The following is a 26,314-nucleotide window of genomic DNA, read 5'->3' on the forward strand; positions in this document are numbered from 1 at the left end:
GATGAGTTCCGCCGAGGACCTCACCGTCCAGGCCGCGGGCTGCGTCCTGTGGCGTCGCTCGCCCGACTCGGGCGAGCTGCGGCTCTGTCTCGTGCACCGGCCGAAATACGACGACTGGTCGTGGCCGAAGGGCAAGCTGAAACGTGCCGAGGACGCCCTCGCCGGCGCCCTGCGCGAGGTGGCCGAGGAGACGGGCTGCCGGGCCGAACCGGGGGCCGAGCTGCCCACCCTGCGCTATCTGGCGAACGGCCGGCCCAAGCAGGTGCGCTACTGGGCCGCCGAGGCCGTGACCTGCGACTTCACCCCGACCGACGAGGTCGATCAGGTGCTGTGGCTGGCGCCGGAGGAGGCCCGCGCCCGCCTCACACAGCCGCACGACCGCCCCCTGGTCGACGCGCTCCTCGCCTCACTGCACGCGCCCCGGCCCGCCGGCAGACTGGACTGAGACCGTCCGCGTTTGTCCAGCGGGACGCGCACGCGAAACGGAACCCTCACGTGCTCTCCCCGTAAGCATTCCGTGACCTAACCGCACCTTCGACAGGGGTTCACCCCTCGTTCATGTGCGGCCATCGGCGGCTTCACCTGTTCTGCCTAATTTCGGCCGTACCAGATGCGAGACGCGCCTGCCGCGCGTTCGCGTCGGCCATTCTTCGCACGCCGCCGATTCAGGACGGCGGCTCCTGGAAGGAACTCAAGTGAAGCTTCAGCGCATGAACCGGCGGGCCCTCGCTCTCGGTGCTCTCGCCGTCTCCGGCGCCCTGGCCCTCACGGCGTGCGGCTCCGACGAGACCGGAGGTGGCAGCGGCGGCTCCTCGTCCAACGCCGCCGCGCCCAGCAACATCAAGTGCGACGACGCCTCGGGCCAGGTGCTCGCCGACGGCTCCTCCGCGCAGAAGAACGCCGTCGACGCGTGGGTCAAGCAGTTCTCCGCGGCCTGCAAGGTCGAGATCAACTACAAGGCCGGCGGCTCCGGTGCCGGTGTCACCGCGTTCACCCAGGGCCAGGTGCCGTGGGCCGGTTCGGACTCGGCCCTCAAGCCCGACGAGGTCGAGGCCTCCAAGAAGGTCTGCTCCGGCGGCCAGGGCATCGACCTGCCCATGGTCGGCGGCCCGATCGCCGTCGGTTACAACGTCCCGGGCGTCGACAAGCTCGTCCTGGACTCCGCCACGATCGCCAAGATCTTCGACAGCAAGATCACCAACTGGAACGACCCGGCCATCGCGAAGCTCAACCCCGACGCGAAGCTGCCCAACCTCAAGATCCAGGCCTTCCACCGCTCGGACGAGTCCGGCACCACGGACAACTTCACCAAGTACCTGATCGCCACCGCCAAGAAGGACTTCCCCTACGAGGGCGGCAAGGCCTGGCAGGCCAAGGGCGGCCAGTCCGCTCCGCAGTCCTCCGGCGTGGCCGCGCAGGTGAAGCAGACCGCCGGCGCCATCGGCTACTTCGAACTGTCGTACGCCAAGGACGGCATCAAGACCGTCGCCATCGACACCGGCGCGGCCGAGCCGGTCGAGGCGAACGTCGAGAACGCCACCAAGGCCATCGCGGACGCCAAGGTCGTCGGCACCGGCAAGGACCTCGCGCTGGAGCTGAACTACGCGACCAAGGCCGACGGCGCCTACCCGATGGTCCTGGTGACCTACGAGATCGTCTGCGACAAGGGCAACAAGGCCGAGACGCTGCCCGCGGTCAAGGCGTTCCTGCGCTACGCGGCCTCCGAGGACGGCCAGAAGATCCTCGCCGAGAACGACTACGCGCCCATGCCCGAAGACATCATCGCCAAGGTTCGGACCACCGTCGAGAGCCTGAGCTGACCTGAGCGTGCGGTCCGGTCTCCCCGCGGGACCGGACCGCACCGTCCGGTGCACCGCCGCCAAGAGCCGCACGACCGTTGCGGCTCCGCAGACCGGAGAACCCGATGGACACCACACAGATAGCTGACGCACCTCCCCCCGCCCCGGCGCCCACCCCCGAGCAGAAGCGCGCCGCCCGTGGGGCCACCCGCCCCGGGGACCGGATCTTCCTCGGCCTCTCGCGCGGCTCGGGCATCCTGCTCCTGGTGATCATGGCCGCGATCGCGGGCTTCCTCACCTACCGCGCCGTCCTCGCCATCAGCAAGGACGAGGGCAACTTCCTCACCACCTTCGAATGGAACACCGGCGTCAACCCGCCGGTCTTCGGCATCGCGGTCCTCGCCTACGGCACGATCATCTCCTCGATCATCGCCATGGTCATCGCGGTCCCGATCGCCGTCGCCATCGCCCTGTTCCTCACGCACTACGCCCCGCGCCGGCTGAGCGGTCCCATCGCCTACGTGATCGACCTGCTCGCCGCCGTGCCGTCCATCGTGTACGGCCTGTGGGGCGCCCTCGTACTCGTGCCGTACATGAACGGCCTCTTCGGCTGGCTGAACGACTACCTCGGCTGGACCGGCATCTTCTCCTGGCAGAACGGCGCCCCGCGCTCCATGCTCACCGTGGGCATCCTGCTCGCGATCATGATCCTGCCGATCATCACCAACGTGAGCCGCGAGGTCTTCCGCCAGGTCCCGCAGATGCACGAGGAGGCGGCCCTGGCCCTCGGCGCCACCCGCTGGGAAGTGATCCGCATGTCGGTCCTCCCCTTCGGCCGCTCCGGCGTGATCTCCGCCTCGATGCTCGGCCTCGGCCGCGCCCTCGGCGAGACGATGGCCGTCGCCACCGTGCTCTCCCCGGACTTCCTGATCCACACCAGCCTGCTCGACCCGGGCGGCGGCACCTTCGCCCAGAACATCGCCAGCAAGTTCAGCGAGGCCACCGAGTTCGGCCGTGACGCGCTGATCGCCTCGGGTCTGGTCCTGTTCGTCATCACCCTGCTGGTCAACGGCGCGGCCCGCGCGATCATCGCCCGCCGCAAGGAGTACTCGGGGGCCAACGCATGAGCACCGCAACCATCACCCCGAAGCGCCCCAGCACCCTGCGCGGCGCCCGCCTGCCCAAGTGGGCCCCGTGGGCCATCGCCGCCGGGTCCGTCGCCGCCGGCCTCGGCATCAGCGCCGCCGCCGGGCTGCACAGCGACATCCAGTGGGCGCTGATCGCCGCGGTCCTGCACATCCTCGGCACGTACGTCATCGCGGCCAAGGTGGAGAACCGCCGCCAGGCCAAGGACCGCGTGGTCACCTCACTGGTGTGGGTCGCGTTCCTGCTCGCCGTGGTGCCGCTGGCGTCCCTGGTGTGGTCGACCGTGCAGCGCGGCACCAAGGTCCTCGACGTCTACTTCCTGACCCACTCGATGGGCGTGGTCGCCGACTCCGAGGCGGGCGGCGGCATCTACCACGCCATCCTCGGCACGCTGCAGCAGGTCGGCCTCGCCACCCTGATCGCCGCGCCGGTCGGCGTGCTCACCGCGATCTACCTCGTGGAGTACGGGCGCGGCAACCTCGCCCGGGCCGTCACCTTCTTCGTCGACGTCATGACCGGCATCCCGTCGATCGTCGCGGGCCTGTTCATCCTCAGCCTGATGCTGATGTTCGACATGCAGCCCTTCGGCTTCGCCGGCTCGCTCGCCCTCGCGATCCTGATGATGCCGGTCGTGGTCCGCTCCACGGAGGAGATGCTCAAGCTCGTCCCGAACGAGCTGCGCGAGGCCTCCCTGGCGCTCGGCGTGCCCAAGTGGCGCACCATCCTGAAGGTGGTCCTGCCGACCTCGATCGGCGGCATCACCACCGGCATCATGCTGGCCGTCGCCCGTATCGCCGGTGAGACCGCGCCCGTGCTGCTGCTGGTGTTCGGCAGCAAGTTCATCAACGCCAACCCCTTCGAGGGCGCGCAGGCGTCGCTGCCGCTGTACATCTACCAGCAGTACGGCTCGGGCGAGGCCACGGCCTATGACCGCGCCTGGGCGGCGTCGCTCACGCTGATCGCCTTCGTGATGATCCTCAACCTGGTGGCCCGCGGCATCGCCCGCTGGAAGGCCCCGAGCACCGGTCGCTGACGCGGCCACACAGCGACCGACTGAAGTCTGGAAGTGAAGTAGTCATGGCCAAGCGAATCGACGTAAGCGGACTGACCGCCTACTACGGCTCCCACAAGGCGATCGAGGACATCTCGATGACCGTCGAGCCGCGTTCGGTGACGGCGTTCATCGGCCCGTCCGGCTGCGGCAAGTCGACGTTCCTGCGCACGCTGAACCGTATGCACGAGGTCACCGCCGGCGGCCGGGTCGAGGGCAAGGTGCTCCTGGACGACGAGGACCTCTACGGCACGGGCATCGACCCGGTGTCGGTCCGCCGCGAGGTCGGCATGGTGTTCCAGCGGCCGAACCCGTTCCCGACGATGTCGATCTTCGACAACGTGGCGGCGGGCCTGCGGCTCAACGGCAACTACAAGAAGAGCGAGCTGGCGGACATCGTCGAGCGCTCCCTCAAGGGCGCGAACCTCTGGAACGAGGTCAAGGACCGCCTGAACAAGCCCGGCTCGGGCCTGTCCGGCGGTCAGCAGCAGCGTCTGTGCATCGCGCGGGCGATCGCGGTGGAGCCGAACGTCCTGCTCATGGACGAGCCCTGCTCGGCCCTGGACCCGATCTCCACCCTGGCGATCGAGGACCTGATCGGGGAGCTGAAGGAGCGCTTCACGATCGTCATCGTGACGCACAACATGCAGCAGGCGGCCCGCGTCTCCGACCGCACCGCGTTCTTCAACCTCGCGGCGGTCGGCCAGCCCGGCAAGCTCATCGAGATCGACGACACGGAGCGGATCTTCTCCAACCCGTCGGTCCAGGCCACGGAGGACTACATCTCCGGCCGCTTCGGCTGAGCCTCACCTCTCCGAGACTCCTCGCGGTGCTGCATGGCGGTGCCACCGCGAGGCCGAAAAGGGCCCGCCCCTGGCTCCCGGGGGCGGGCCCGTTCGTGTGCCGGCCGCTTTACGGCCGAACGGCTGCCGCCGCTACAGGAAGGCCAGGTTCACGAGTCCGAAGGAGGCCGCGGCCACCGTCGCCGCCGCCGGCATCGTGATGAACCACCCCAGGATGATGTTCTTGGCGACCCCCCAGCGCACGGCGTTCACGCGCTTGGTCGCGCCCACGCCCATGATCGCCGAGGTGATCACGTGGGTCGTGGAGATCGGCGCCTTGAACAGGAACGCCGTGGCGAACATGATCGACGCGCCCGTCGTCTCGGCGGCGAACCCCTGCGGCGGGTCCAGCTCGATGATCTTCCGCCCCAGCGTCCGCATGATCCGCCAGCCACCGGCGTACGTGCCCAGCGACAGCATCACCGCACAGGCGATCTTGACCCAGACCGGGATCGGATCGCCGTAGTCCTCGACATCCGCGATGACGAGCGCCATCACCACGATGCCCATGGTCTTCTGCGCGTCCTGCAGACCGTGCCCCAGCGCCATGCCGGCCGCCGAGACGGTCTGGGCTATGCGGAAACCGCGCTTGGCCTTGTGCGGGTTGGCCTTGCGGAAGATCCACAGGATGGCGGTCATCACCAGGTAACCGGCCAGCAGGCCGACGACCGGGGAGATGAACATGGGGATGACGACCTTCTCCAGCACCCCGTGCCAGTAGACCGTCGTCCCGCCGGCCAGCGCCGCCCCGACCATGCCGCCGAACAGCGCGTGCGAGGACGACGAGGGCAGCCCGAAGTACCAGGTGATCAGGTTCCAGACGATCGCGCCGACGAGCGCGGCGAAGAGGATCCCCATCCCCTTCGATCCCTCGGGTGTCTGGATCAGGCCCTCGCTGACCGTCTTGGCGACCCCGGAGCCCATGAACGCGCCGACGAGGTTCATCACCGCGGCCATCGCCAGCGCGGCCCGCGGCGTGAGCGCCCGGGTCGACACGGACGTGGCGATCGCGTTCGCCGAGTCGTGGAAACCGTTGGTGTACGTGAAGAAGAGCGCGACCCCGATGGTCACGACCAGAGCAAAGGTGTCCATGAAGGGCTCAGGACTCCTTGACGGCGATGGTCTCCACCGTGTTCGCCACGTGCTCGAACGCGTCCGCCGCTTCCTCCAGCACGTCCACGATCTGCTTGAGCTTCAGGACCTCGATGGCGTCGTACTTGCCGTTGAAGAGGTGCGCCAGCAGCTTGCGGTGGATCTGGTCGGCCTGGTTCTCCAGCCGGTTGACCTCGATCCAGTACTCGGTGAGGTTCTCCATGGTGCGCAGGTGCGGCATCGCCTCGGCCGTCAGTTCGGCGGCGCGCGCCAGGACCTCGATCTGCTGCTCGACGCCCTTGGGCAGTTCCTCGACGTTGTAGAGGACGACCAGGTCGACGGCCTCCTCCATGAAGTCCATGATGTCGTCGAGGGACGAGGCGAGGGAGTAGATGTCCTCGCGGTCGAACGGCGTGATGAACGAGGAGTTCAGCTGGTGGAAGATCGCGTGCGTGGCGTCGTCGCCTGCGTGTTCCGCTGCCCGCATACGCTCTGCGATCTCGGCCCGGGCGGAGGCGTCCGCCCCGAGCAGTTCCATCAGGAGCTTGGAGCCCGTGACGATGTTGTCCGCGGAGGCGGCGAACATGTCGTAGAAGCTCGTCTCCCTGGGGGTCAGACGAAAGCGCACGTGGGGTCCTCGGCTTGCTTGGGTTTCGGTCAGGCTGATGCTAGGCGCATCATCCGGCCACGGCTATCGGGCCGCCCACCAGTGTCGCCCATCAGGCACAGTGATGAGTACGGGGGCGGCCCGAGGGCCGTATACCCGGCAAAGTTCGGTACCATATACCCACTAGGGGTATATCTCCGCCCAGGGCCCACCAGGAGGACGCGATGACGGACGTGACCGGCGCCACAGATGTCGCGAATGTCACCACCGACACCGCGGACACGGGTGCGCAGGCCGTGACGGACCACGACCACGGCGTGCACGGCTACCACAAGCAGAAGGACGAGCACCTCAAACGCCTGCGCCGGATCGAGGGCCAGATCCGCGGCCTGCAGCGCATGGTCGACGAGGACGTCTACTGCATCGACATACTCACGCAGGTCTCCGCCTCCACGAAGGCGCTGCAGTCCTTCGCCCTGCAGCTGCTGGAGGAGCATTTGCGCCACTGCGTCGCCGACGCGGCCGTCAAGGGCGGCGACGAGGTCGACGCGAAGGTCAAGGAGGCGACCCAGGCGATCGCCCGCATGCTGCGGACGTGATCCGGCCCGGGTTCAGCCGCCAGGGGCGTCCCGCTCCTCGGCCACTCTCAGCACCTCGTCGATGCTCTCCAGGCTGAGCCGCTCCTGGGCGGCCGAGGCCGCGATGATGAGCTCTCCGCACAACTCGATCTCGGCGAGGGCCACGTGGTCCTGAACTGCCGTACCGCCGACCGGAGCCACGCGCATCACCTCGTCTCTGCCGTCACCGACTTCCTAGAGTAGGGAGCGGCCTACACACCGCGCATGGCACGGACGGGCTAGTTCACGCCGGTCACTCCTCGGCGATCCGGCCCGCGTAGATGTCGCCGTCCTCCGGCAGCCGCACCCGCGCCGGGGCCCCGAAATCGTAGAGCAGGGTGGTCGAGGCGACGGCGACAGGGCTCTTGTCCTGTCCGTTCACGAAGCTGAAGCGGTGGCGGACCTTGCGGATGCGCCCCTCGTCGTCGAGGTAGGCGTCGAACGGCACTTCGGCCGTGGCGAACCCTTTCGCCGCCGCCCGCAGCGGCCCCCTGTTGCCTTCGGAGGCCCGCTTGGCGGCGTCCCCGAGGTCCGCCGTGCCCCGGTAGTGCCGCACACCGGTGCCCGCGACCTCGGTGCGGCCCAGGTACGTCGCCGTCCGCGTGCCGCGCAGCACCTCCGCCGCGGCGAACGGATCGGTGGCCCCGCCGGTGACGAGGTTCCCGTCGGACAGCGTGCGGGTGTCCACCCGCACCCACTTGTCCGGGGGCACACCGGCGCCCCGGTTCTTCATGAACAGCGCTCCCGGCGCGAGCAGTTCCGTGATGGGCCGGCGCCCGGCGGCCCCCGCGGGATCCTGCGGCAGCAGCACCCGCAGCCGCCCCAGCCGCTCGCGGTAGTCGTAGACCCCGGCGCCCCGGATGGTCACCCGGGTGCCCCCGGCCGCCATCTCCATCGACGTACGGGCCTTCGAACTCCCCGCCTCCACCAGCCGGTCGGCGGCCCGGTGCAGCAGCACCACGGCGTCCCCGCCCCGGGAGTCCCCGGCGACGGCGTCACCGCCCGCGCACCCGCCGGCTCCCAGACCCACCGCGGAGACGACCCCGGCGGCGAGGACCGCCGCACCCGTTCGCCCGCGCCGCCGTTCCCGCTGCCGCCCAGTCATCGCCTGCCTACCCCCAGCCGGTACGTCCGTCACGGGCCCCCTCGTCGCCCCGCTTAACGACCGGTTTGTGCCCCCGTCACGCCGACCACGCCGTCCGGCATACGAACCCTTACCCGGGCTGGGTAACGTTGTCGTCGTGGCGCAGCAGGACGGGCCGGAACATTCCCCCCACCCCCCGGAACACCGCACGACGACCATGGAGAGAGGCCGCTTCTGCCTGGCGGAGTGCACCTGTGGCTGGCGCGGCCCGGCGAGACGCGCCAGGAGCCAGGCCCGCACGGACGCGCAACAGCACGCGGCCGGCTGACGCCCCCGCTCTGGAACCCGCCCGCCCGGCAGCCCGTCTCCCAGGGCGGAACCACCGGGAGGCCCCATGGAACGGCGCACAGTCCTCACCGCCGGCGCGGCGGCGATCGCCGCGGCGACGACGCCCTTCGCCACCGCCTGCACGAGCTCGGGCCCCCGCGCGACGGCCACGGCGGCCACCACGCGCACCCGCGCCGCCGCGGCCGACTGGCCGGCCCTCGCCCGTGACCTCGACGGCCCTCTCGTCCGCCCCGGCGACGCCGCCTGGGCGACCGCGCGGCAGCTCTACAACACCCGCTTCGACGGCCTGAAGCCGGCCGCCGTGGCCTATGCGGCCCACCCCGACGACATCCGCACGGCCCTGGCCTACGCCCGTGGCCGCTCCCTGCGCGTGGCCATCCGCAACGGCGGCCACTCCTACGCCGGCTGGTCCTCAGGCGACGGCCGCCTGATCATCGACGTCTCGAAGCTCGACCGCGTGCGGGCCTCCGGCACCACCGCCGTGGTCGGCGCCGGCGCCAAACTCATCGACGTCTACCGCGCGCTGGCCGCCAAGGGCGTGACGATCCCGGCCGGCTCCTGCCCCACCGTCGGCGTCTCCGGACTCACCCTGGGCGGCGGACACGGCGTGGTCTCCCGCGCCTACGGCCTGACCTGCGACAGCCTCACCCGGGCCACCCTGATCACCGCCGACGGCAGGCAGCTCACCGCCGACGCCCGGGAGAACAAGGACCTCTTCTGGGCCCTGCGCGGCGCCGGCAACGGCAACTTCGGCGTGGTGACCGAACTGCACTTCAGGACGCACCCGGCGCCGCAGGGCGTCTCGGCGTACCTGTCCTGGCCCTGGTCGAAGGCGGCCGCGGTGGTGAGGGCCTGGCAGGAGTGGGGCCCGTCCCAGCCCGACGAGATCTGGTCGTCGCTGCATCTGGCGAGCGCCGCGGGCAGCACCCCGACCGTCTCCGTCGCGGCCTTCTCCCTCGGCACGTACGGCGAGCTGAAGAACGCCGTGGACCGTCTCGCCGACCGCGTCGGCGCCCCGGCCCGCAGCGTCTCCCTCAAGCGCCGCTCGTACGAGGAGTCGATGGAGGTGTACGCGGGCTGCTCGTCGTTCCCGACGGACGCGCAGTGCCATCTGCCCGGCTCGACGCCGGGCCGCTCGCCGAAGGGCGCCCTGGGCAGGGAGACGTACGCGGCGGCGTCGGACTTCTTCGACCGTTCCCTGTCCGCGGCCGGCATCCGCGTGCTGCTGGCGCAGATCGCCTCGGTGCGCGGCGGCACCGGCAGCATCGCGCTCACCGCCCTCGGCGGAGCGGTCAACCGCGTCTCCCCGACGTCCACGGCCTTCGTGCACCGCCGCTCGCGCATGCTGGCCCAGTACATCGGCGCCTGGCGGGCGGGCACGAGCGGTACGACGGCCCGGGCCTGGCTGGCCTCGGCCCACCAGGCGATGCGCCCGTACGCCTCGGGCGCGGCCTACCAGAACTACACGGACCCGACACTGAAGGACTGGCGCACGGCGTACTACGGGGACGCGGCGGCGCGTCTGACGAAGCTGAAGAACCAGTACGACCCGAACCGCTTCTTCACGTATCCGCAGGCACTCTGACCGACTGTCGGGCCGGGTTCGGCGGGCTCCCGCCCTTACGCGCCCTCACGCGGCGAGGTCCCGCTCGGAGGTCCGCTCGCTGCGGGACTCCGGGATCACGGCGTCCTGTCCGTCGGTCGCCCGCCCTCTGGCCCGCACCAGCCGCCCGGCCCGGGGCGACCGCTCCACCGCCTTGACCACCGGCGTCAACAGGGCCATGGCCAGCGGCGACAGCAGCAGCGCCACGGCCGTGCCCAGCGCGAACCCGCCGATCACGTCCGTCGGGTAGTGCACGCCCATGTAGACCCGGATGAACCCGCCGAACAACGCCAGGACGATCCCGAACAGCCCGAACTTCCGGTTGGCGACGAACAGTCCGACCGCCATCGCCATGACGATCGTCGCGTGGTCGCTGACGAACGAGTAGTCGGTCTTGCCCTTGACGAGTACCTCGAGCCCCTGGTGGTCGAGGAACGGCCGGGGGCGCTCGACGAATCCCCGTATCGGCACGTTCACCAGGACCGCGATGCCGGCCGCGAGGGGCGCCCAGATCAGCGCGGCGACCGTGGACGCCGCGTCCTCGTCGCCCCGGCGCCGGACGGACCACCAGCACCAGACCACGAGCAGGACGACGCCGAGCAGCAGCCCGTACTCGCCCACGTACTCCATGACGCGGTCGAACCAGGCCGGCGCGTCCTTGGCCAGGCCATTGATGTCGTACAGCAGGTCGACGTCGGGGTTCGACCCGGAATCGGCGAGTCCAGCCATGATGCTGCGGCCCCTTCGTCGTCTCTCCCGGCGCACCCGTGCGTGCGCCGCTGCTGCCACCCCCGTGGTTGTAGATCCGCTTCCGCCGCACGCGTATGTGACACGTGCGTGTTGACGTCTGCTCGGCTACGTCACCAGGAACGCATGGTCCCCGTGTATACGTTCCACACTCCACCGAATGATCACGCAGACGTTATCGAAGAGAGATACGTCGTCGCAGCTCAGGGGGTGGGTTCACGCTCGGTTCACACCGTCGTGGGCAGCGCTTTCGCGCCATCTTCGGTGACTCTCGTGGCCCCGAAGTAGTCGGGGGTGTCGATCGGGTCGAACCGGATGACCGCACCCGTGCGCGGCGCGTCGATCATGTACCCGCCTCCGACATAAATGCCGACATGCCGGATGGCCCGGGAATTGGTGAGGTCGTCCGAGAAGAACACCAGGTCTCCCGGCAGCAGTTCGTCCCGGGAGGGGTGCGGCCCCGCGTTGTACTGGTCGTTGGCCACGCGCGGGAGCGTGATGCCCACGCTCTTGTACGCGGCCTGGGTCAGCCCCGAGCAGTCGAAGCGTCCGCCCTGCTCAGGGGTGCCGGTGCCGCCCCACAGGTAGAGCGTGCCGAGCTTCTTCTGCGCGTACTCGATCGCACCGGCCGCCTGCTGGGAGGGATCGACCCGGCCGACGGGCGCCGCGAAGCTCTCGGAGAGGGTGGTGATCCGCTTCACGTAGTTCTGCGTCTCGCTGTACGGCGGCACGCCCCCGTACTTGATCACCGCGTACGCCCCGGCGTTGTAGGCGGCCAGCATGTTTTCGGTCGGATTCCCGCCAACCTTCTTCACGTACGACGCGAGTTCGCAGTCGTACGACGCGGCGGAGGGGATCGCGTCCTTCGGGTCCCACACATCACGGTCGCCGTCGCCGTCGCCGTCGATGCCGTGGGTGGCCCAGGTGCCGGGGATGAACTGCGCTATGCCCTGCGCCGCGGCGTGGCTCTGGGCCCTGGGGTTGAAGCCGCTCTCCTGGTAGAGCTGGGCGGCGAGCAGGGCCGGGCTGATGGCGGGGCAGAGGTTGCCCCACTTCGCGACGAGCGAGGCGTACGCCGCGGGCACCGACCCCTTGGCCAGCGCCTTCGCTCCACCGCTCACGCCGTTGACGAGGTTTCCGGCGACGAGATAGACGCCGATCACCAGCAGCATCACGAAAGCCAGCGCCGAGCTGATCGCAACACTCGCCACGATCCACGCCTTACGCACCGTCAACCGCCCCTCGCCGCCCAGGAGTCCGTCGCTCAGTGTAGAGGCGGCGATCGCACACCGGAATGATCACGGGGAGGAGAGTCGGGGCGGAGGGGGCGAACGGGAGAACGAACGCCGGCACGAGGGGCACGCGACCGGCATGGCGGGCACGCGACCGGCACGACGGCACCCGGCCGGCATGACGGGCACGCGACTGGCACGCGACCGGCACGAGGGGGCACGGCCGGCACGAGGGGCCATGGCCGGGGCGGCGGGGTCATGAGCGTCGCGGCCGGGTCACGGCCCGGGCCGGCGGCGCACGGGAGCGCATCGCCGGTTCCGGGCGCCTCCCGTCCTCTCCCGGGAGCCTCCCGGGCGCCTCCCGTTGCCTCCCGGGCGCCTCAGCCCTGCCGTACCGCCTCTTCCGCGGCCAGCGGGAAGCGCGTGCCCGTCAGTTCCTCCGAGACCCGCCACAGCCGACGGGCCGTCAGCGGGTCGCTGGCGGCGGGGGAACGGCCGACCAGGGTCGGGGCGCCGCGCATCTCGCCGAGGCCGCCGGGGCCGACGTAGCTCGCCCCGGGCAGGTCCTGCGTGGCGGCGTACAGCGTGGGCAGGGCGCCGGCCTTGTCGTCCTGGGCGACGACCCGGTTGCCCAGGCGCAGCAAGGCGCGTGCCACCGGGTTGGCCGTGCGGCTCTGGAGGTTGGTGGCGGCGTAGCCGGGGTGGGCGGCCAGGGCCCGGACCGCGGAGCCCGAAGCGGTCAGGCGGCGCTGCAGTTCCAGCGTGAACAGCAGGTTGGCCAGCTTGGACTGGGCGTAGGCCCGCTGCGGGGTGTAGCCCCCGGTCAGGTCCAGGTCGTCGAAGGCGATCCGCACGCCGCCCCAGCGGTGGGCGCCCGAGGAGACGGTGACGACGCGGTCCGTCACATGCGGCAGCAGCAGGTTGGTCAGGGCGAAGTGCCCGAGATGGTTCGTGCCGAACTGCATCTCGAAGCCGTCCCTGGTGCGCTGCCGGGGCAGCATCATCACGCCGGCATTGTTGATCAGCAGGTGCAGGGGCTCGTGCCAGGCGTCGGCGAAGGCCCGTACGGAGGACAGGTCGGCCAGGTCCAGCCGGCGCACCTCCGTGCTGCCCCGCACGGCGGCCGCCGCGGCCCGCCCCCGCTCCTCGTCCCGCACCGCGAGGACGACGTGCGCGCCCGCCCCGGCCAGCGCGTGGGTCGCGGCCAGCCCGATGCCGCTGTTGGCGCCGGTCACGACGACGGTCCGCCCCGTGAGGTCGGGCAGGCGGTCCGCCCCGAACGTCTCGTTGCTCCGCGTACTGCGCGTCTTCCGCTCATCGGCCATGCCTCGAATGTAGGCGCCGACAACAATGCTGTCAATGACAACAATGCTGACAGCGTCAACAAAGATGGCGCCGTCAACATCGAGATACGATGGCGCCCATGCCCGAGAGCCGCCCCTACCACCACGGAGACCTGCGCTCCACCCTCCTCGCCGGCGCCGAGCGCACCCTGCGCGAGAAGGGGGCGGGCGCGCTCTCCCTACGGGAACTGGCCCGTGAGGCCGGCGTGAGCCACGCCGCGCCCGGCCGCCACTTCAAGGACAAGCAGGCCCTGCTCAACGCCCTGGCGCTGAGCGGATACGACCGGCTCGGCCAGGCCCTGGAGGCCGCCGACGACCCCGCCCTGCCGCTCCAGCGCCGGCTCACCGCCCTCGCCCGGGCCTACCTGGCGTTCTCGCTCGACAACCCCGAGCTGCTGGAACTCATGTACGCCCGCAAACACGAGCCGGACGCCTCCGAGCAGATGGCCGCGGCCGTCGACCGGACGGTGGGCTCGCTCGAACGGGTCATCGCCGACGCCCAGGAACGCGGCGAGATTATCGCGGGCGACCCGCAGCACCTCACCCTGCTGACCGGCGCCACCCTCCAGGGCATCGCCTCCTTCGCGGCGGGCGGCATGCTCCCCGCCGAGACCGCCCTGGACGGCATCGAGGAACTCGTCCACCTCCTGCTGCACGGCCTCAAGCCCCGCTGACCCGAGGCCGCGCCGGGTAGCCTTCACCCGGAGAACAACGGCGCGACCACTCACCCGACCAGCCGTCAGAAACCGTTCGGGAAGGTGAGAAAGGTCGCAAGAGGGCACAACGACGGAACCGCACACCAGGTTTCGCTCAGGCCTCATTGCCCGGCGTGACCTGCCGTGATACACAGAGTGACCATACGATCCTTCGTACACCGTCCGGCGCCTCCCCTTAGGCTCCGGCGCGGAACGGTGGCAAGGTATTCGTACGAAACCCGCCAACCAATGACGCCAAGTCGACATACGACAGCGTCATCGTCGGCGAGAATGAGGCCTGACCTCTGCACGACCGCAGAGGATGCGGAACTACCCAACAGGGGCGGTGACTTACATGCTCTTTGCGGCCGACAAGGGAGACATCAACACCATCATCGGCGGGATCGCTCCGGACTGGGGCCCCTTCGGCAGCCTGGGCAACGAGGCCAAGGTGATGATCGAGGTGGTCATGGCGGTCGCCATCCTGATCTGCCTCGGCATCGCCATCTGGGGCGCCGCCAAGCAGCGCATCGGTGCCACGGCCCTGCGGGACACCTTCAGCGCGGAGCAGGGCAAGGGCCTCATCATCGCCGGACTCACCGGAGTCTTCATCATCGGTTCCCTCGGCACGCTGTTCACCATCGTGTACGGCATGGCCGTGTAGGCCGGGCACCGTCCGTCCCGGCCGGACACGCCCGGCTCCCCCTCCCTCCCACCCGCCCGTCGTGCCCACCGGCTGAGGTTGCGTTTCCCTGATGTCGAGTCACCACACCGCGCCCGCGCGGGAACCAGCACGGCTACCGTCGTACGAGGAGCACGTGAATCCGTACGACGGCGAGGGGGCGTACGCGGCATGAGTCTCGGCGACGAGCGTGAGACCTCCGGCGGCTACGGCGGCACGGGCCAGACCCGCACCCGCCTGCCCGACCCGGCCACGGACCCCTACGGCACCCCCCGCCGCCCCCCACGCTCCTCCCGCAGCCTGGTCACGGTGGTCGGCGTAGTGGTCCTCCTGATCGCAGCCATCGCCTTCGCGAACCGCGGCGACGACGCTTCCGAGGGCAACGCCCCGGAAAGCGAAAAGGCAAAGAGCACAGCAACGGCGCCCTCGGGCAAGCGTCCTGTGGGCTCCAAGACGAGCGACATCCCCACGGGCTATTCCCAGGACGAGCAGGGGGCCCAGTCCGCGGCCACCAACTACGGCATCGCCCTCGGTTCGGCCGACATGTACAACACGAAGAAGCGCCACGCGATCGTCAACACCGTCTACGCGCCCGACGTCGTCGCCACCCAGTTGTCGGCGTTCGATCGGGCCTACTCCAGCCCGAGCTTCCTCGAGAAGCTCGGGCTGAACAAGGACGGCATCGCGCCGAGCGGTCAGACCTTCGTGTCGCGCGTCATCCCGGTCGGCACCAAGGTCACCTCCTTCGGCGGCAGCACCGCCACCGTCGCGCTCTGGTACACCTCCCTCTTCGGCCTGTCAGGTGAGGGCTCCACCAACCCTGTGACGGAGAGTTGGTACACGACGACCTACCAGCTGAAGTGGGTCGCTGGTGACTGGAAGGTCACCGACTTCACCCAGGAGGACGGCCCGGTCCCGGTCGGGCGTGACCAAAGAGCCTCCACCGCAGAGGACATGACCAAGGCTGTCGAGGAGTACGGAGGGTTCACCTATGCCCGGTAGGCATCACGTACTCAAGCTCGGCGCGGCTGTCGCGGCGGTGCAGACGGCCACGGTCCTGCTGGCCACTCGCGCCTTCGCCGCGCCCACTCCCTCCCCGTCGCCCAGCAACAACGCCTGCGACCTGCTCAGGGGCGAGGCCAGGGAGATCTGCGAAGGCGACACCGGCAGCGGAAGCGGTACGGGGGGAGGAAACCCCTCCATCAACCCCACCTCCACCCTCGACCCCCTCTCCTCCCTCGCCAAGGGCTGTGCCGACGCCGCCGCATGGACCGTCGACAAGCTCAGCGACGCCGTGAAGGAGACCGCCAACGTCGACTTCACCAACCCCAAGTTCCTCCAGCAGTACGCCGTCGTCTTCGCCGCCTCGACGATCCTCACCCTGCTGCTCTGGCTCCTGGCCGTCGCCAAGCGAGCCGTCCGCGGCGTCCCCCTGACCACCGCCCTGTCCGAAGCCATCGGCTTCCTCTGGCTGACGGTGCTCGCCTCCGCCTTCACCCCCCTGATCCTCTACACCGTCGTCTCCGCCACCGACGGCATCACCGAGGTCCTCGCCAAAGCCACCGGCGACCAGACCGACGCCTTCTTCGGCACCTTCTCCGAGGCCCTCAAGAAGGGCGAGGACATCGGCGGCGGCCCCATCATGCTGATCGTCGTCTCCCTGGTCAGCATCCTCGCCGCCGGCGTCCTCTGGCTGGAACTCGTCATCCGCGCGGCCCTCCTCTACGTCGGCGCCCTCCTCGGCACCGTCGTCTACGCCGGCCTCGTCGACAAGAACCTCTGGGGCCACGTCCGCCGCTGGGCCGGCATCATGATCGCGGTCATCCTCGTGAAGCCCGTGATCGTCATCGTCCTCGGCCTGGCCGGCGCGCTCTCCGCCGACGACGGCCCCGACGCCTTCTCCGCCGTCGTCTCCGGCCTCGCCATCATCCTGCTCGCCATCTTCGCCAGCGCGATGATCTACCGCTTCGTCCCCGGCTTCGGAGACGAGATCGCCGGCTCCCGCAACAACCGCATCATGCAGGGCGCCGAAAGCAAGGCCGCGGCCGTCATCAGCTCCCCGGCCTCCCTGGTCGCGCAGGGCATCAAGACCCACAGCACCCGCGCAGACCACAACGGCGGAGGCAGCCAGTCCTCCGCCCCCCGCCCCAGCAACCCCGCATCCGGCGGGGTCGCCGCGCACAGCGCGCGCACCTCGAACGGCGGCGGCGGATCTGTCCCCTCCGCCGCACCCGCACCCCGTTCGAGCAGCCCCGTCAACACTCCCCACGCCAGCAGCACCCGCAACAGCAGTACCAACCGCACGGGAGGTGAAGGGCGTTGACGACCGAGTCCCACGTGTCCCATCCGGTCACGCCCCGCCGGACATATCTGATCGGTCGCGCCCGGCCGAACGCGATCATCGGCCGCAACCGCGAGACCGGCGAGATCGCACTGATCGTCATCGGCGCGTTCCTCGGCATGATGTGCGGACTCCTCGTCCCGGTGCTGTCCCTGCGCATCGTGCTGCTCGCCGGGTTCCCGATGCTGGCGCTGGCCGCGGTCTACGTGCCGTACAAGCACCGCACGTTCTACAAGTGGTTCGAGATCAACCGCAGCTACAAGCGCACCCTCAAGCAGGGCGCCGCCTACCGCTCCACCGCCGTCGAGGCCGGCACCCGGCTCGACGGCCGCGAGGTCGAGGTCGGCCCGCCCCCCGGCATCGGCCGCATCACCTGGCTCTCCGCCCCCTTCGGACCCGACGAGATCGCCGTCCTGCTGCACGCCGACCGCAAGACCGTCACCGCCGCCATCGAGATCGAGGGCCCCGGCGTCGGCCTGCGCGACAGCGAGGACCAGGAGGCCCTGGTCGACCGCTTCGGCACCCTCCTCAAGCACGTGGCCAACGGCGACGGCTTCGTCACCCGCCTGCAGATGCTCGCCCGCACCCTGCCCGCCGATCCCGACGCCCACGCCAAGGACGTCGCCGTCCGCGGCGACGACAAGGCCCTGCCCTGGCTGCAGGAGTCCTACGACCAGCTCCAGTCGATGGTGTCGACCAGCAGCGAGCAGCACCGCGCCTACCTCGTCGCCTGCATGCACTACACCCGCGACCTCGCCGCCGAGGCCAACGCCATGGCCCGGGCCGCCCGCGCCCACGGCGGCAAGGTCGACCGCGACGCCGGACTCGCCGTCGTCATGGCCCGCGAGCTGACCGACATCTGCTCGCGCCTGCAGGAGGCCGACATCCGCGTCCGCCAGCCCCTCGGCCAGAGCCGGCTGTCCTCTCTGATCCACTCCATGTACGACCCGGACCACCCGATCGACCACATCCAGGCCATGACCAAGCGCAACGCCTGGCCGGCCGAGCTGGACGCCATGGAGCCCACCTACCTCCAGGCCAAGACGCGCGAGTCCTCCACCCGCGCCCCCTGGTGCCACGCCACCGCCTGGGTGAAGGAGTGGCCGATGACCCCCGTCGGCGTCAACTTCCTCGCCCCGCTGCTCGTCCACACCCCGGACGTCATCCGCACGGTCGCCGTCACCATGGACCTCGAACCCACCGAGGTCGCCATCGAGCGCATGCTCACCGAGAAGACCAACGACGAGGCCGAGGCGTCCCGCGCCGCCAAGATGAACCGCACGGTCGACCCCCGTGACGTGGCCGCCCACTCCCGGCTCGACCAGCGCGGCGAGGACCTCGCCAGCGGCGCCGCCGGCGTCAACCTCGTCGGCTACATCACCGTCAGCTCCCGCAACCCCGACGCGCTCGCCCGCGACAAACGCACGATAAGGGCCTCCGCGGGCAAGTCGTACCTCAAGCTGGAATGGTGCGACCGCGAGCACCACCGCGCCTTCGTGAACACCCTTCCCTTCGCCACCGGCATCCGGAGGTAGGACCTGATGCGGGACCCGCTGTCCGTCCTCACCGAGGCCTTCACGTCCTTCCTCTTCGGGAAGGTCGAGACGACCCGGCTCCCGGTGCGCACGTCCACGGGCCAGGCCCAGGCGGTCTACCTCCCGACCGCCGCCCCCGGCCTCGGCGACTCCGGCGTCATCATCGGCCGCGAGGTGTACTCCGGCAAGGGCTACATCTACGACCCCTTCCAGCTCTACGGCCAGCAACTGCCCGCCCCCCACTGGCTGGTCCTCGGGGAGTCCGGCAACGGCAAGTCGGCGCTGGAGAAGACGTACGTCCTGCGCCAGCTCCGCTTCCGCGACCGCCAGGTCGTCGTCCTGGACGCCCAGGGCGAGGACGGCGTCGGCGAGTGGAACCTCATCGCCCAGGAGCTGGGGATAACTCCCATCCGCCTGGACCCCATGGCCGCCCTGGACATGGGCATCCGCCTCAACCCGCTCGACCCCGCGATCACCACCACGGGCCAGCTCGCGCTGCTCCGCACGATCATCGAGGTCGCGATGGGCCACGGCCTGGACGAGCGCTCCGGCTTCGCGCTCAAGGTCGCGCACGCCTACGTCAACGAGACGATCACCGACCGCCAGCCGGTCCTCACCGACATCGTCGAGCAGCTGCGCCACCCCGAGCCCGAATCGGCCGAGGCGATGAACGTCGCCATAGACGACGTCCGCGCCTGGGGCCTCGACGTCGCCCTGGTCCTGGACCGCCTGGTCGACGGTGACCTGCGCGGCATGTTCGACGGCCCCACGACGGTCGGCATCGACCTCGACGCCCCGCTGATCGTCTTCGACCTCTCGCACATCGACCGCAACTCCATCGCCATGCCCATCCTCATGGCCATCGTCGGCGTGTGGCTGGAGCACACCTGGATCCGCCCCGACCGGAAGAAGCGCATCTTCCTGGTCGAGGAGGCCTGGCACATCATCAACAGCCCCTTCGTGGCCCAGCTGTTCCAGCGCCTGCTGAAGTTCGGCCGCCGCCTCGGCCTGTCCTTCGTCGCGGTCGTCCACCACCTCTCCGACGTCGTCGACGGCGCGGCGGCGAAGGAAGCCGCGGCGATCCTGAAGATGGCGTCGACCAGGACGATCTACGCCCAGAAAGCCGACGAGGCCAGGGCCACCGGCCGGGTCCTCGGCCTGCCCCGCTGGGCGGTCGAGATCATCCCGACCCTCACCCCGGGCATCGCCGTCTGGGACGTCAACGGCAACGTCCAGGTCGTCAAACACCTGGTCACGGAGACCGAACGCCCGCTGGTCTTCACCGACCGCGCGATGACGGAGTCCTCCGCCGACCTCACGGACGACGCCCTGCACGCCGCCGAGATCGAGGCGGAGGAACGGGCCGCGGCCTTCGTGGAACACCACCTGGGCGACTCCGAGTCGACGGTGGCGTAGGCGTACGCAGGGGAGGAACGCGTGAGACCGGACGACCGCCGCACCCCGCGGGACACCCAGGGGGGCATCCCCGACGGCCTGCTCGTCGGCATACTCGCGTTCCTCCTCGGCATGACCCTGATGGTGTGGACGGCCACGGGTCTCGCGGGCCTGTTCGCCCACGGCTCCTGGCCGTCCGGCGTCACGTTCGTCCGCACGCCCCTGGCCATGCGCCACCTCATCGCCCAGCCGCACGACTTGCCCGGCGCCTGGCCCGAGACGCCCCCCGGCCACCTCTCCGGCTACGGCCTGTTCTGGGGCCTGTTCATCGGCCAGTTGATGATCGTGGTCGTCCTGACGGTGTTCGTGATGGGCACGCTGGCCAGATGGCGAGCGGTCCGGGCCAGACGCCGCCTGGAGCAGGCGACCACCCCGGAAGCCCGACAGCACGAAGCACCGGCCCGACACCCGGCGCAGGGCCCGGCACCGCACGACGTCCCCGCCCCGCATCCGGCCCCGGGCGCCGCGCAGCACGACGTCCCCGCCACCGCCCCACACCCGGCGCAGGGACCCGTGCAGCACGACATCCCCGCCCCGGCCCCCTCCGCCGCACCGCAGCACCACACCACCCAGAGCCCGGCCCCGGCCTCAGCCGCCGCCCCGCACGACCTCCCCACCCCCCGCCGCGCCGCCCCCGAGCCCGGCCACCTCCTGGAGCCGGCCGCGCCCCTGGCCCCCACCCCGGCGGCCACGCCCGCGACCCCGGCTTCCCTGTTCGGGCAGGGACGGATGGGCGGGTGGGAGAAAATCCTGGTAGCCCCCAGGGAAACCCGCCAGACCACGGCGACCCAGGCCGTACGCGACGCGGAGGGTCCCACCCTCGTCGTCACCTCCAACCCCACCCTCTGGCAGGAGACCAAGGACGCCAGGGCCAAGCTGGGCCCCGCCCACCTCTACGACCCCGCCCACCTCTGCAACACCCCGTCCCGCCTCCACTGGTCCCCCACCACCGGCTGCGAGGACCCCCGCACCGCCGCGACCAGGGCCACCGCCCTGCTCACCCCCGTACGCCCCACCGCCAAACTCGACCAGGCCGTCATCGACACGGCCACGACCCTCCTGCGGAGCTATCTGCACGCCGCCGCCATCGACGGCCGCACCATCCGCCACGTCCACCGCTGGTCCCAGGGCACCCAGATCCAGGACGCCGTCCGCATCCTCCGCACCAACCCCAAGGCCGCCCCCGGCTCCGCAGGCGAACTCGAAGGCGCCCTCACCGCCCACCCGGAACGCCGCGACATGGCCCAGCAGTTGACCACCCGCGCCCTCGCCGCGCTCTCCACGGTCAACATCCGCGAGGCCTGCACTCCCAACCGAAATGATGCCCTCGCCTTGGATTCCTTCATCCACGAAGGGGGCACGCTTTATGTGGTCGGTGAATCCATCGAGGACCCCAGGACCAACCCGGGCGCGATGCCCTTCCTGACGGCCCTCGTCTCCAGCGTGGTCGAGCGCGGCCGGCGCATGGCCGAACGGTCATCCTCCGGTCGCCTCGACCCACCACTGACCCTCGTCCTCGACGACGTCGCGGCCGTGGCCCCGCTCCCCGAGCTCCCGGAGCTGCTCGCCACCGGAGCGGACCGCGGCCTGCCGACCCTGGCCCTGCTCCGCTCCCGCGAACAGGGCCGCGCCCGCTGGCCGCACGACGAACTACCCGTCTGAGAACGGCACCCCCACCCCGCTCCGCTCCAGCACGAACTCCAGCTCCCGCTCCCCGGAGTCCCCGAGCGGCACGGTCACCCCGCTCGGCACGAACCCCACCCGCCGGTAGAACCGCTGCGCCCGCCCGTTCTCCTCGTGCACGATGAGCCGCACCCGCTCCAGACCCCGCCCCCACGCCCACTCCAGGGCCGCGTCGAACAGCACCTCGGTCAGCCCGCTCCCACGCTCCTCGGGCCGCACGAACACCGCGACCAGATGCCCCTGCTTCCGCTCCACCGGAAAACCGGCCCAGTCGGTCGTCCCGGGCTCCTCCACCAGCACGGTCACCGTCCCCACCCACCGCCCGTCCGGCCCCTCGGCGATGATCTGCTGCCGCGCCTCCACCCCCTCGGCGGCCCCGGCCGTCCGCTCCCGCCAGAAGGACTCCGGCCGGGCCACGGCCTCCTCGTACGTCTCCAGGAAGGCCAGGTGCGCCACCGGATCCCGCAGCGCGTCGAGCCGCAACTCCCTCGCCGCAGGCCACTCCTCAGCACGGACGGACCGGATCACATAGCTCATGCGGGCCACCGTAGTACCCCGGTACGACACCCCTCACCCCGATAACCACCGCCGGTCCGACGCCCGCCGCCCCCGCGGCCAGCAGCATCGAACCATGCTGACCGCACACGAACTGACCAAGCGCTACGGCGACCGCACAGCCGTCACGGACCTGTCCTTCACCGTCCGCCCCGGCACCGTCACCGGCTTCCTCGGCCCCAACGGCGCCGGCAAGTCCACCACCATGCGCATGCTCCTCGGCCTGGACGCCCCCACCCGCGGCCACGCCACCGTCGGCGGCCGCTCCTACGCCGCCCACCCCGCACCCCTCACCGAGGTCGGCGCCCTGCTGGAGGCCCGCTCCGTCCACCCCGGCCGCACCGCCTACCACCACCTGCGCGTCCTCGCCCTCACCCACGGCATCCCCCGCAGCCGCGTCGACCACGTCCTCGGCCTCACCGGCCTCACCGACGTGGCCCACCGCCGCGTCAAGGGCTTCTCCCTCGGCATGGGACAACGCCTCGGCATCGCCGCCGCCCTCCTCGGCGACCCGGCCGTGCTCCTCCTCGACGAGCCGGTCAACGGCCTCGACCCCGAGGGCGTCCTGTGGATCCGCAACCTGCTCAAGTCGCTCGCCGCGGAAGGCCGCACGGTCTTCGTCTCCTCCCACCTCATGAGCGAGATGGCCCTCACCGCCGACCACCTCGTCATCATCGGCCGCGGCCGGCTCCTCGCCGACACCACGGTCACCGACTTCGTCCGCGCTTCCGGCGCCGGCACCACCCACGTCGTCACCCCGGAGGCCACCACGCTCGCCCGCCTCCTCACCGCACCCGGCGTGGACATCACCACCGACACCCCCGGCACGCTCCTCATCCGCGGCACCGACGCCGAACACATCGGCCGCACGGCAGCCGCCCACGGCATCCCCCTCTACGAACTGACCCCGGGCGCCGCCTCCCTGGAGGCCGCCTTCATGGACCTCACCCGCGACGCACTGGAGTACCCGGCGACCCTGGAAGGAACAGCGGCATGACCACGGCAGCCCTCCCCTACCGCGTGACCCCCGCCCGCGTCCTGCGCTCCGAGTGGCATAAGCTCCGGACCCTGCGCTCCACCTGGATCAACCTCGCCGTCACCAGCCTGCTGACCGCCGCCATGGGCGCGGGCCTCGGCGCCGCCTACGACGGTTCCGGCGAAGGCGGCATGGACCCCGTGATGTTCGCCCTGCTCGGCACCCAGTTCGCCACGATCAACCTCGGCGTGCTGGGCATCCTCGCCACCGCCGGCGAGTACTCCACCGGCCAGATCCGCGCCACGATGACCGCCGTCCCACGCCGCCTGCCCGTCCTGTGGTCCAAGGCCGCCGTCCTGACCGCGATCGCCCTCCCCCTCACCCTGGCGACGAACCTCGTCACCTTCCCCCTCGCCCAGTCCTTCCTCGACGGCACCGACCTGTCCGCCGCCCTCGGAGACCCGGGCGTCCTGCGCGCCCTCGCCGGCAACGCGGCCGGCCTCACCCTCCTCGCCGTCCTCGCCCTGGCCATCGGCGCCCTGCTCCGCTCGGTCCCCACCGCCATCGGCGCCCACATCGGCCTGATCATGATCCTCCCGGAGATCCTGGCGATGCTCCCCTACGACGCCGTCGACAACGCCGTCCGCTACTTCCCCGGCAAGGCCCTGGAAGTCCTCACCACCGCCCAGCCCATGCCCGGCGCGGCCACCCCGGGCAGCGCCCTGCTCGCCCTGCTCCTGTGGACGGGGACGACCCTGGCGGTGGCCGCCTGGGTCCTGCGCCGGCGAGACGTCTGACGCCCGGCACCAGGAACCCTCACGATGGACCCCGTGACGGACGACCGGGCGACCGAGCCCCTCACCGACTACGCCCAGCACCTCTCCCGGCGGGTGCGCGCCTTCGACCGGCGCCACCCCCTGCTGTGGGACCTGCACTTCACCGGCTTCTGGGCGACCGCCGCCCTGATCGACTACGCCGGCGGCGGCTGGCAGCACAACGCCCACGAGCAGGACGTCCCCGGCTGGCTCCTGCTCACCCTGAGCCTCGGCTTCTCCCTCCCGCTGATCTGGCGCCGCACCCACCCGGGCGTCGTCCTCGCCGCCATGGCCCCCTTCGCCCTGGTCAACGCCTGGACGGGCGCCGCCCTCCAGGCGGCCCTGCTGCAGCTGGTCCTCGTCTACCACCTGGCCCTGCGCCGCGCCCTGCGCCGGCTGTGGTGGGCCACCGCCCTGGTCATCACGCCCGTCCTGGTCTCGGCCTTCCGCCACGGGGAGGGCAGCCGGGACCAGCAGATCGGCTCGCAGCTGATGTCCGTCACGGTGGCCGTCCTGATCGGCGTCACGGTTCGCACCCGCCGCAACTACACCGAGGCCCTGGAAGACCGCGCCCGCCGCCTGGAGACCGAGCGCGACCAGCAGGCCCAGCTCGCCACCGCCGCCGAACGCGCCCGCATCGCCCGCGAGATGCACGACATCATCGGCCACAACCTCTCCGTCATCACCGGCCTCGCCGACGGCGGCCGGTACGCGGCCGGCAAGTCCCCCGAACGCGCCGCCCAGGCCCTCGACGCCATCGCCACCACCAGCCGCCAGGCCCTCACCGAACTCCGCCGCCTCCTGGACGTCCTGCGCGAGGAGGAGAAACAGCAGGCCGACCTGACCCCCCAACCCGGCCTGACGGACCTCGCCCCCCTCCTCGACGGCGTCCGCTCCGCCGGACTCCCCGTGAGCACCACGACCCACGGCACCCCCACACTCCCCCCGGGCCGCCAGCTCACCGTCTACCGCGTCATCCAGGAAGCCCTCACCAACACCCTGAAACACGCCGGCCCTAACGCCAAGGCGCGGATAGACCTGGCCTACGGCGACAAGGCCGCCGTCACCGTCACCATCACGGACACCGGCCACGGCACCCCGGCGGCCACCCCGGCCGAAGGCCGCGGCCTCCCGGGAATGCGCGAGCGAACCGCCCTCTACGGCGGCACACTTGAGGCCGGCCCCCGCCCCGACCCGGAACGGGGCTGGCGCGTCCGCCTGCACCTCCCGGAGGAAACCCCGCAGTGACCACGGTCCTCATCGCCGACGACCAGCCCCTGCAACGCTTCGGCTCCCGCATGCTCCTGGAGAGCCAGGACGACATGACGGTCGTGGGCGAGGCGGCCAACGGCAGCGAAGCCGTCCGCATGGCGGCCGAGCTCCACCCCGACGTCGTCCTCATGGACATCCGCATGCCCGGCCTGGACGGCATCGAGGCGACCCGCCGCATCACCGCGGCCGGCGACCGCACCCGCATCCTGATCGTCACGACCTTCGACCTCGACGAGTACGCCTACGCCGGCCTCCGCGCCGGCGCCTCGGGTTTCCTGGTCAAGGACGCCCAGCCGGAGGAACTCCTGTCCGGCATCCGCGCGGTCGCCACGGGTGACGCGGTCGTGGCCCCCAGCCTCACCCGCCGCCTCCTGGACGCCTACGTCCACCACCTGCCGGCCGACCCCGCCACGGAGACGCCCCTCCCTGAAGACCCCCGCCTCGCGACCCTGACGGACCGGGAACGCGAGATCCTCACGGTCATCGGCCAGGGCTGGACGAACACGGAGATAGCCGCCCGCCTGCACCTGGCGGAGTCGACGGTGAAGACCCACGTGGGCCGCATCCTCGCGAAGACCGGTTCCCGGGACCGCATCCAGGCGGTCATCCTGGCGTACGACACAAAACTGGTGCAGCCGTCGTAAAGGAATCCCGGAAGCCCTGAAAACGCGAAAAGGCCCACACCGTAAGGTGTGGGCCTTTCCCAATGATTGTTCGGCGGCGTCCTACTCTCCCACAGGGTCCCCCCTGCAGTACCATCGGCGCTGTAAGGCTTAGCTTCCGGGTTCGGAATG

Annotated in this window: 26 protein-coding genes and 1 rRNA gene; 18 read left to right on the plus strand and 9 right to left on the minus strand. The window is 70.8% G+C overall.

The window, feature by feature from the left end; genetic code table 11:
• The first annotated feature begins 1 nt into the window (after position 1).
• From CHR28_RS23645 to pstB, 5 genes are all read left to right on the plus strand, one after another.
• Positions 2–445: an NUDIX hydrolase gene (locus CHR28_RS23645; protein ID WP_094055691.1), complete on the plus strand. Its 444-nt coding sequence runs from the start codon at positions 2–4 to the stop codon at positions 443–445.
• 250 nt (positions 446–695) lie between these two features.
• Positions 696–1,820: a phosphate ABC transporter substrate-binding protein PstS gene (pstS, locus tag CHR28_RS23650; protein WP_094055692.1), complete on the plus strand. Its 1,125-nt coding sequence runs from the start codon at positions 696–698 to the stop codon at positions 1,818–1,820.
• Positions 1,821–1,924: 104 nt separating this feature from the next.
• Positions 1,925–2,926 (plus strand): phosphate ABC transporter permease subunit PstC, encoded by a 1,002-nt coding sequence (pstC, locus tag CHR28_RS23655; RefSeq protein WP_094055693.1) that lies wholly within the window; start codon positions 1,925–1,927, stop codon positions 2,924–2,926.
• Complete coding sequence (gene pstA / locus CHR28_RS23660; RefSeq protein ID WP_094055694.1) at positions 2,923–3,978, plus strand: phosphate ABC transporter permease PstA; 1,056 nt, start codon at positions 2,923–2,925, stop codon at positions 3,976–3,978. Before pstC ends, pstA begins: the two co-directional genes overlap by 4 nt.
• 44 nt (positions 3,979–4,022) lie before the next feature.
• Positions 4,023–4,799 (plus strand): phosphate ABC transporter ATP-binding protein PstB, encoded by a 777-nt coding sequence (pstB, locus tag CHR28_RS23665; RefSeq protein ID WP_094055695.1) that lies wholly within the window; start codon positions 4,023–4,025, stop codon positions 4,797–4,799.
• A gap of 132 nt (positions 4,800–4,931) precedes the next feature.
• On the opposite strand, the gene CHR28_RS23670 is transcribed toward pstB, so the two are convergent.
• Both CHR28_RS23670 and CHR28_RS23675 read right to left on the minus strand, forming a co-directional pair.
• Positions 4,932–5,930 carry an inorganic phosphate transporter gene (locus CHR28_RS23670; RefSeq protein ID WP_094055696.1) on the minus strand — a complete coding sequence of 333 codons (999 nt, stop codon included), beginning with the start codon at positions 5,928–5,930 and terminating at the stop codon, positions 4,932–4,934.
• Positions 5,931–5,937: 7 nt separating this feature from the next.
• Complete coding sequence (locus CHR28_RS23675) at positions 5,938–6,558, minus strand: DUF47 domain-containing protein (RefSeq protein ID WP_020269925.1); 621 nt, start codon at positions 6,556–6,558, stop codon at positions 5,938–5,940.
• A 203-nt stretch (positions 6,559–6,761) separates the two neighbouring features.
• On the opposite strand from CHR28_RS23675, the gene CHR28_RS23680 reads away from it, so the two are divergent.
• Positions 6,762–7,136, plus strand: coding sequence for a metal-sensitive transcriptional regulator (locus CHR28_RS23680; protein ID WP_094055697.1), 375 nt, complete (start codon positions 6,762–6,764; stop codon positions 7,134–7,136).
• 12 nt (positions 7,137–7,148) lie between these two features.
• Here CHR28_RS23680 and CHR28_RS37850 read toward each other — a convergent pair whose 3' ends face one another.
• Both CHR28_RS37850 and CHR28_RS23685 read right to left on the minus strand, forming a co-directional pair.
• Complete coding sequence (locus tag CHR28_RS37850; protein WP_179272531.1) at positions 7,149–7,316, minus strand: hypothetical protein; 168 nt, start codon at positions 7,314–7,316, stop codon at positions 7,149–7,151.
• Between the two features lie 91 nt (positions 7,317–7,407).
• A complete protein-coding gene (locus CHR28_RS23685; protein ID WP_094055698.1) occupies positions 7,408–8,259 on the minus strand; it encodes a hypothetical protein in 852 nt (283 codons plus the stop codon).
• 373 nt (positions 8,260–8,632) lie between these two features.
• On the opposite strand from CHR28_RS23685, the gene CHR28_RS23690 reads away from it, so the two are divergent.
• Positions 8,633–10,171, plus strand: coding sequence for an FAD-binding oxidoreductase (locus CHR28_RS23690; RefSeq protein ID WP_094055699.1), 1,539 nt, complete (start codon positions 8,633–8,635; stop codon positions 10,169–10,171).
• A 45-nt stretch (positions 10,172–10,216) separates the two neighbouring features.
• On the opposite strand, the gene CHR28_RS23695 is transcribed toward CHR28_RS23690, so the two are convergent.
• From CHR28_RS23695 to CHR28_RS23705, 3 genes are all read right to left on the minus strand, one after another.
• Positions 10,217–10,918, minus strand: coding sequence for a phosphatase PAP2 family protein (locus CHR28_RS23695; RefSeq protein WP_094055700.1), 702 nt, complete (start codon positions 10,916–10,918; stop codon positions 10,217–10,219).
• 245 nt (positions 10,919–11,163) lie between these two features.
• Positions 11,164–12,165 (minus strand): C40 family peptidase, encoded by a 1,002-nt coding sequence (locus tag CHR28_RS23700; RefSeq protein WP_094055701.1) that lies wholly within the window; start codon positions 12,163–12,165, stop codon positions 11,164–11,166.
• Between the two features lie 383 nt (positions 12,166–12,548).
• Positions 12,549–13,493 carry an oxidoreductase gene (locus tag CHR28_RS23705; protein ID WP_094055702.1) on the minus strand — a complete coding sequence of 315 codons (945 nt, stop codon included), beginning with the start codon at positions 13,491–13,493 and terminating at the stop codon, positions 12,549–12,551.
• Positions 13,494–13,582: 89 nt separating this feature from the next.
• Here CHR28_RS23705 and CHR28_RS23710 point away from each other — a divergent pair, with 89 nt between their 5' ends.
• The 7 genes from CHR28_RS23710 to CHR28_RS23740 all read left to right on the plus strand — a co-directional run bounded on the left by CHR28_RS23710 (position 13,583) and on the right by CHR28_RS23740 (position 21,881).
• The gene (locus tag CHR28_RS23710) at positions 13,583–14,185 is read left to right on the plus strand and encodes a TetR/AcrR family transcriptional regulator (protein WP_094055703.1); all 603 of its coding nucleotides are present in this window, start codon (positions 13,583–13,585) and stop codon (positions 14,183–14,185) included.
• 376 nt (positions 14,186–14,561) lie between these two features.
• Positions 14,562–14,870: a hypothetical protein gene (locus CHR28_RS23715; protein WP_004000049.1), complete on the plus strand. Its 309-nt coding sequence runs from the start codon at positions 14,562–14,564 to the stop codon at positions 14,868–14,870.
• A gap of 189 nt (positions 14,871–15,059) precedes the next feature.
• A complete protein-coding gene (locus CHR28_RS23720; RefSeq protein ID WP_094055704.1) occupies positions 15,060–15,890 on the plus strand; it encodes a hypothetical protein in 831 nt (276 codons plus the stop codon).
• Positions 15,880–17,211 (plus strand): hypothetical protein, encoded by a 1,332-nt coding sequence (locus tag CHR28_RS23725; RefSeq protein WP_094055705.1) that lies wholly within the window; start codon positions 15,880–15,882, stop codon positions 17,209–17,211. The genes CHR28_RS23720 and CHR28_RS23725 overlap by 11 nt, the downstream gene beginning before the upstream one ends.
• Positions 17,208–18,764, plus strand: coding sequence for an SCO6880 family protein (locus tag CHR28_RS23730; protein WP_094055706.1), 1,557 nt, complete (start codon positions 17,208–17,210; stop codon positions 18,762–18,764). Before CHR28_RS23725 ends, CHR28_RS23730 begins: the two co-directional genes overlap by 4 nt.
• A gap of 6 nt (positions 18,765–18,770) precedes the next feature.
• Positions 18,771–20,180: an ATP-binding protein gene (locus CHR28_RS23735; RefSeq protein WP_094055707.1), complete on the plus strand. Its 1,410-nt coding sequence runs from the start codon at positions 18,771–18,773 to the stop codon at positions 20,178–20,180.
• Between the two features lie 21 nt (positions 20,181–20,201).
• A complete protein-coding gene (locus CHR28_RS23740; protein ID WP_094055708.1) occupies positions 20,202–21,881 on the plus strand; it encodes a type IV secretory system conjugative DNA transfer family protein in 1,680 nt (559 codons plus the stop codon).
• Here CHR28_RS23740 and CHR28_RS23745 read toward each other — a convergent pair.
• Complete coding sequence (locus CHR28_RS23745) at positions 21,870–22,439, minus strand: GNAT family N-acetyltransferase (protein WP_094055709.1); 570 nt, start codon at positions 22,437–22,439, stop codon at positions 21,870–21,872. The two genes, CHR28_RS23740 and CHR28_RS23745, sit on opposite strands and share 12 nt — an antisense overlap.
• A gap of 94 nt (positions 22,440–22,533) precedes the next feature.
• Between CHR28_RS23745 and CHR28_RS23750 the strand changes: the two genes are divergently transcribed.
• Genes CHR28_RS23750 through CHR28_RS23765 form a run of 4 tightly spaced genes read left to right on the plus strand, consistent with a single transcriptional unit; the run spans position 22,534 to position 26,164 of the window.
• Positions 22,534–23,454 (plus strand): ABC transporter ATP-binding protein, encoded by a 921-nt coding sequence (locus CHR28_RS23750; RefSeq protein ID WP_094055710.1) that lies wholly within the window; start codon positions 22,534–22,536, stop codon positions 23,452–23,454.
• The gene (locus tag CHR28_RS23755; protein ID WP_094055711.1) at positions 23,451–24,230 is read left to right on the plus strand and encodes an ABC transporter permease; all 780 of its coding nucleotides are present in this window, start codon (positions 23,451–23,453) and stop codon (positions 24,228–24,230) included. The genes CHR28_RS23750 and CHR28_RS23755 overlap by 4 nt, the downstream gene beginning before the upstream one ends.
• Before the next feature lie 24 nt (positions 24,231–24,254).
• Positions 24,255–25,496: a sensor histidine kinase gene (locus tag CHR28_RS23760; protein ID WP_094055712.1), complete on the plus strand. Its 1,242-nt coding sequence runs from the start codon at positions 24,255–24,257 to the stop codon at positions 25,494–25,496.
• Positions 25,493–26,164, plus strand: a complete 672-nt coding sequence (locus tag CHR28_RS23765; protein ID WP_094055713.1) for a response regulator — start codon at positions 25,493–25,495, stop codon at positions 26,162–26,164. Before CHR28_RS23760 ends, CHR28_RS23765 begins: the two co-directional genes overlap by 4 nt.
• A gap of 68 nt (positions 26,165–26,232) precedes the next feature.
• Here the strand turns inward: CHR28_RS23765 and rrf are convergent.
• Positions 26,233–26,314: ribosomal RNA gene (gene rrf, locus CHR28_RS23770) — 5S ribosomal RNA — on the minus strand; the annotation flags it as partial.

Origin of the sequence: Streptomyces sp. XY006 (genome assembly GCF_002237655.1) — a bacterium.
In the GTDB taxonomy this organism is placed as follows: Bacteria; Actinomycetota; Actinomycetes; order Streptomycetales; family Streptomycetaceae; genus Streptomyces; species Streptomyces levis.

Excerpts from the sequence above, each read along its gene's own strand:
- CHR28_RS23645 (WP_094055691.1), top strand. The coding sequence starts at position 2 with ATGAGTTCCGCCGAGGACCTCACCGTCCAGGCCGCGGGCTGCGTCCTG.
- pstC (WP_094055693.1), top strand. The coding sequence starts at position 1,925 with ATGGACACCACACAGATAGCTGACGCACCTCCCCCCGCCCCGGCGCCC.
- pstA (WP_094055694.1), top strand. The coding sequence starts at position 2,923 with ATGAGCACCGCAACCATCACCCCGAAGCGCCCCAGCACCCTGCGCGGC.
- pstB (WP_094055695.1), top strand. The coding sequence starts at position 4,023 with ATGGCCAAGCGAATCGACGTAAGCGGACTGACCGCCTACTACGGCTCC.
- CHR28_RS23670 (WP_094055696.1), bottom strand. The coding sequence starts at position 5,930 with ATGGACACCTTTGCTCTGGTCGTGACCATCGGGGTCGCGCTCTTCTTC.
- CHR28_RS23680 (WP_094055697.1), top strand. The coding sequence starts at position 6,762 with ATGACGGACGTGACCGGCGCCACAGATGTCGCGAATGTCACCACCGAC.
- CHR28_RS23685 (WP_094055698.1), bottom strand. The coding sequence starts at position 8,259 with ATGACTGGGCGGCAGCGGGAACGGCGGCGCGGGCGAACGGGTGCGGCG.
- CHR28_RS23690 (WP_094055699.1), top strand. The coding sequence starts at position 8,633 with ATGGAACGGCGCACAGTCCTCACCGCCGGCGCGGCGGCGATCGCCGCG.
- CHR28_RS23695 (WP_094055700.1), bottom strand. The coding sequence starts at position 10,918 with ATGGCTGGACTCGCCGATTCCGGGTCGAACCCCGACGTCGACCTGCTG.
- CHR28_RS23705 (WP_094055702.1), bottom strand. The coding sequence starts at position 13,493 with ATGGCCGATGAGCGGAAGACGCGCAGTACGCGGAGCAACGAGACGTTC.
- CHR28_RS23710 (WP_094055703.1), top strand. The coding sequence starts at position 13,583 with ATGGCGCCCATGCCCGAGAGCCGCCCCTACCACCACGGAGACCTGCGC.
- CHR28_RS23715 (WP_004000049.1), top strand. The coding sequence starts at position 14,562 with ATGCTCTTTGCGGCCGACAAGGGAGACATCAACACCATCATCGGCGGG.
- CHR28_RS23720 (WP_094055704.1), top strand. The coding sequence starts at position 15,060 with ATGAGTCTCGGCGACGAGCGTGAGACCTCCGGCGGCTACGGCGGCACG.
- CHR28_RS23725 (WP_094055705.1), top strand. The coding sequence starts at position 15,880 with ATGCCCGGTAGGCATCACGTACTCAAGCTCGGCGCGGCTGTCGCGGCG.
- CHR28_RS23735 (WP_094055707.1), top strand. The coding sequence starts at position 18,771 with ATGCGGGACCCGCTGTCCGTCCTCACCGAGGCCTTCACGTCCTTCCTC.
- CHR28_RS23745 (WP_094055709.1), bottom strand. The coding sequence starts at position 22,439 with ATGAGCTATGTGATCCGGTCCGTCCGTGCTGAGGAGTGGCCTGCGGCG.
- CHR28_RS23750 (WP_094055710.1), top strand. The coding sequence starts at position 22,534 with ATGCTGACCGCACACGAACTGACCAAGCGCTACGGCGACCGCACAGCC.
- CHR28_RS23755 (WP_094055711.1), top strand. The coding sequence starts at position 23,451 with ATGACCACGGCAGCCCTCCCCTACCGCGTGACCCCCGCCCGCGTCCTG.
- CHR28_RS23760 (WP_094055712.1), top strand. The coding sequence starts at position 24,255 with ATGGACCCCGTGACGGACGACCGGGCGACCGAGCCCCTCACCGACTAC.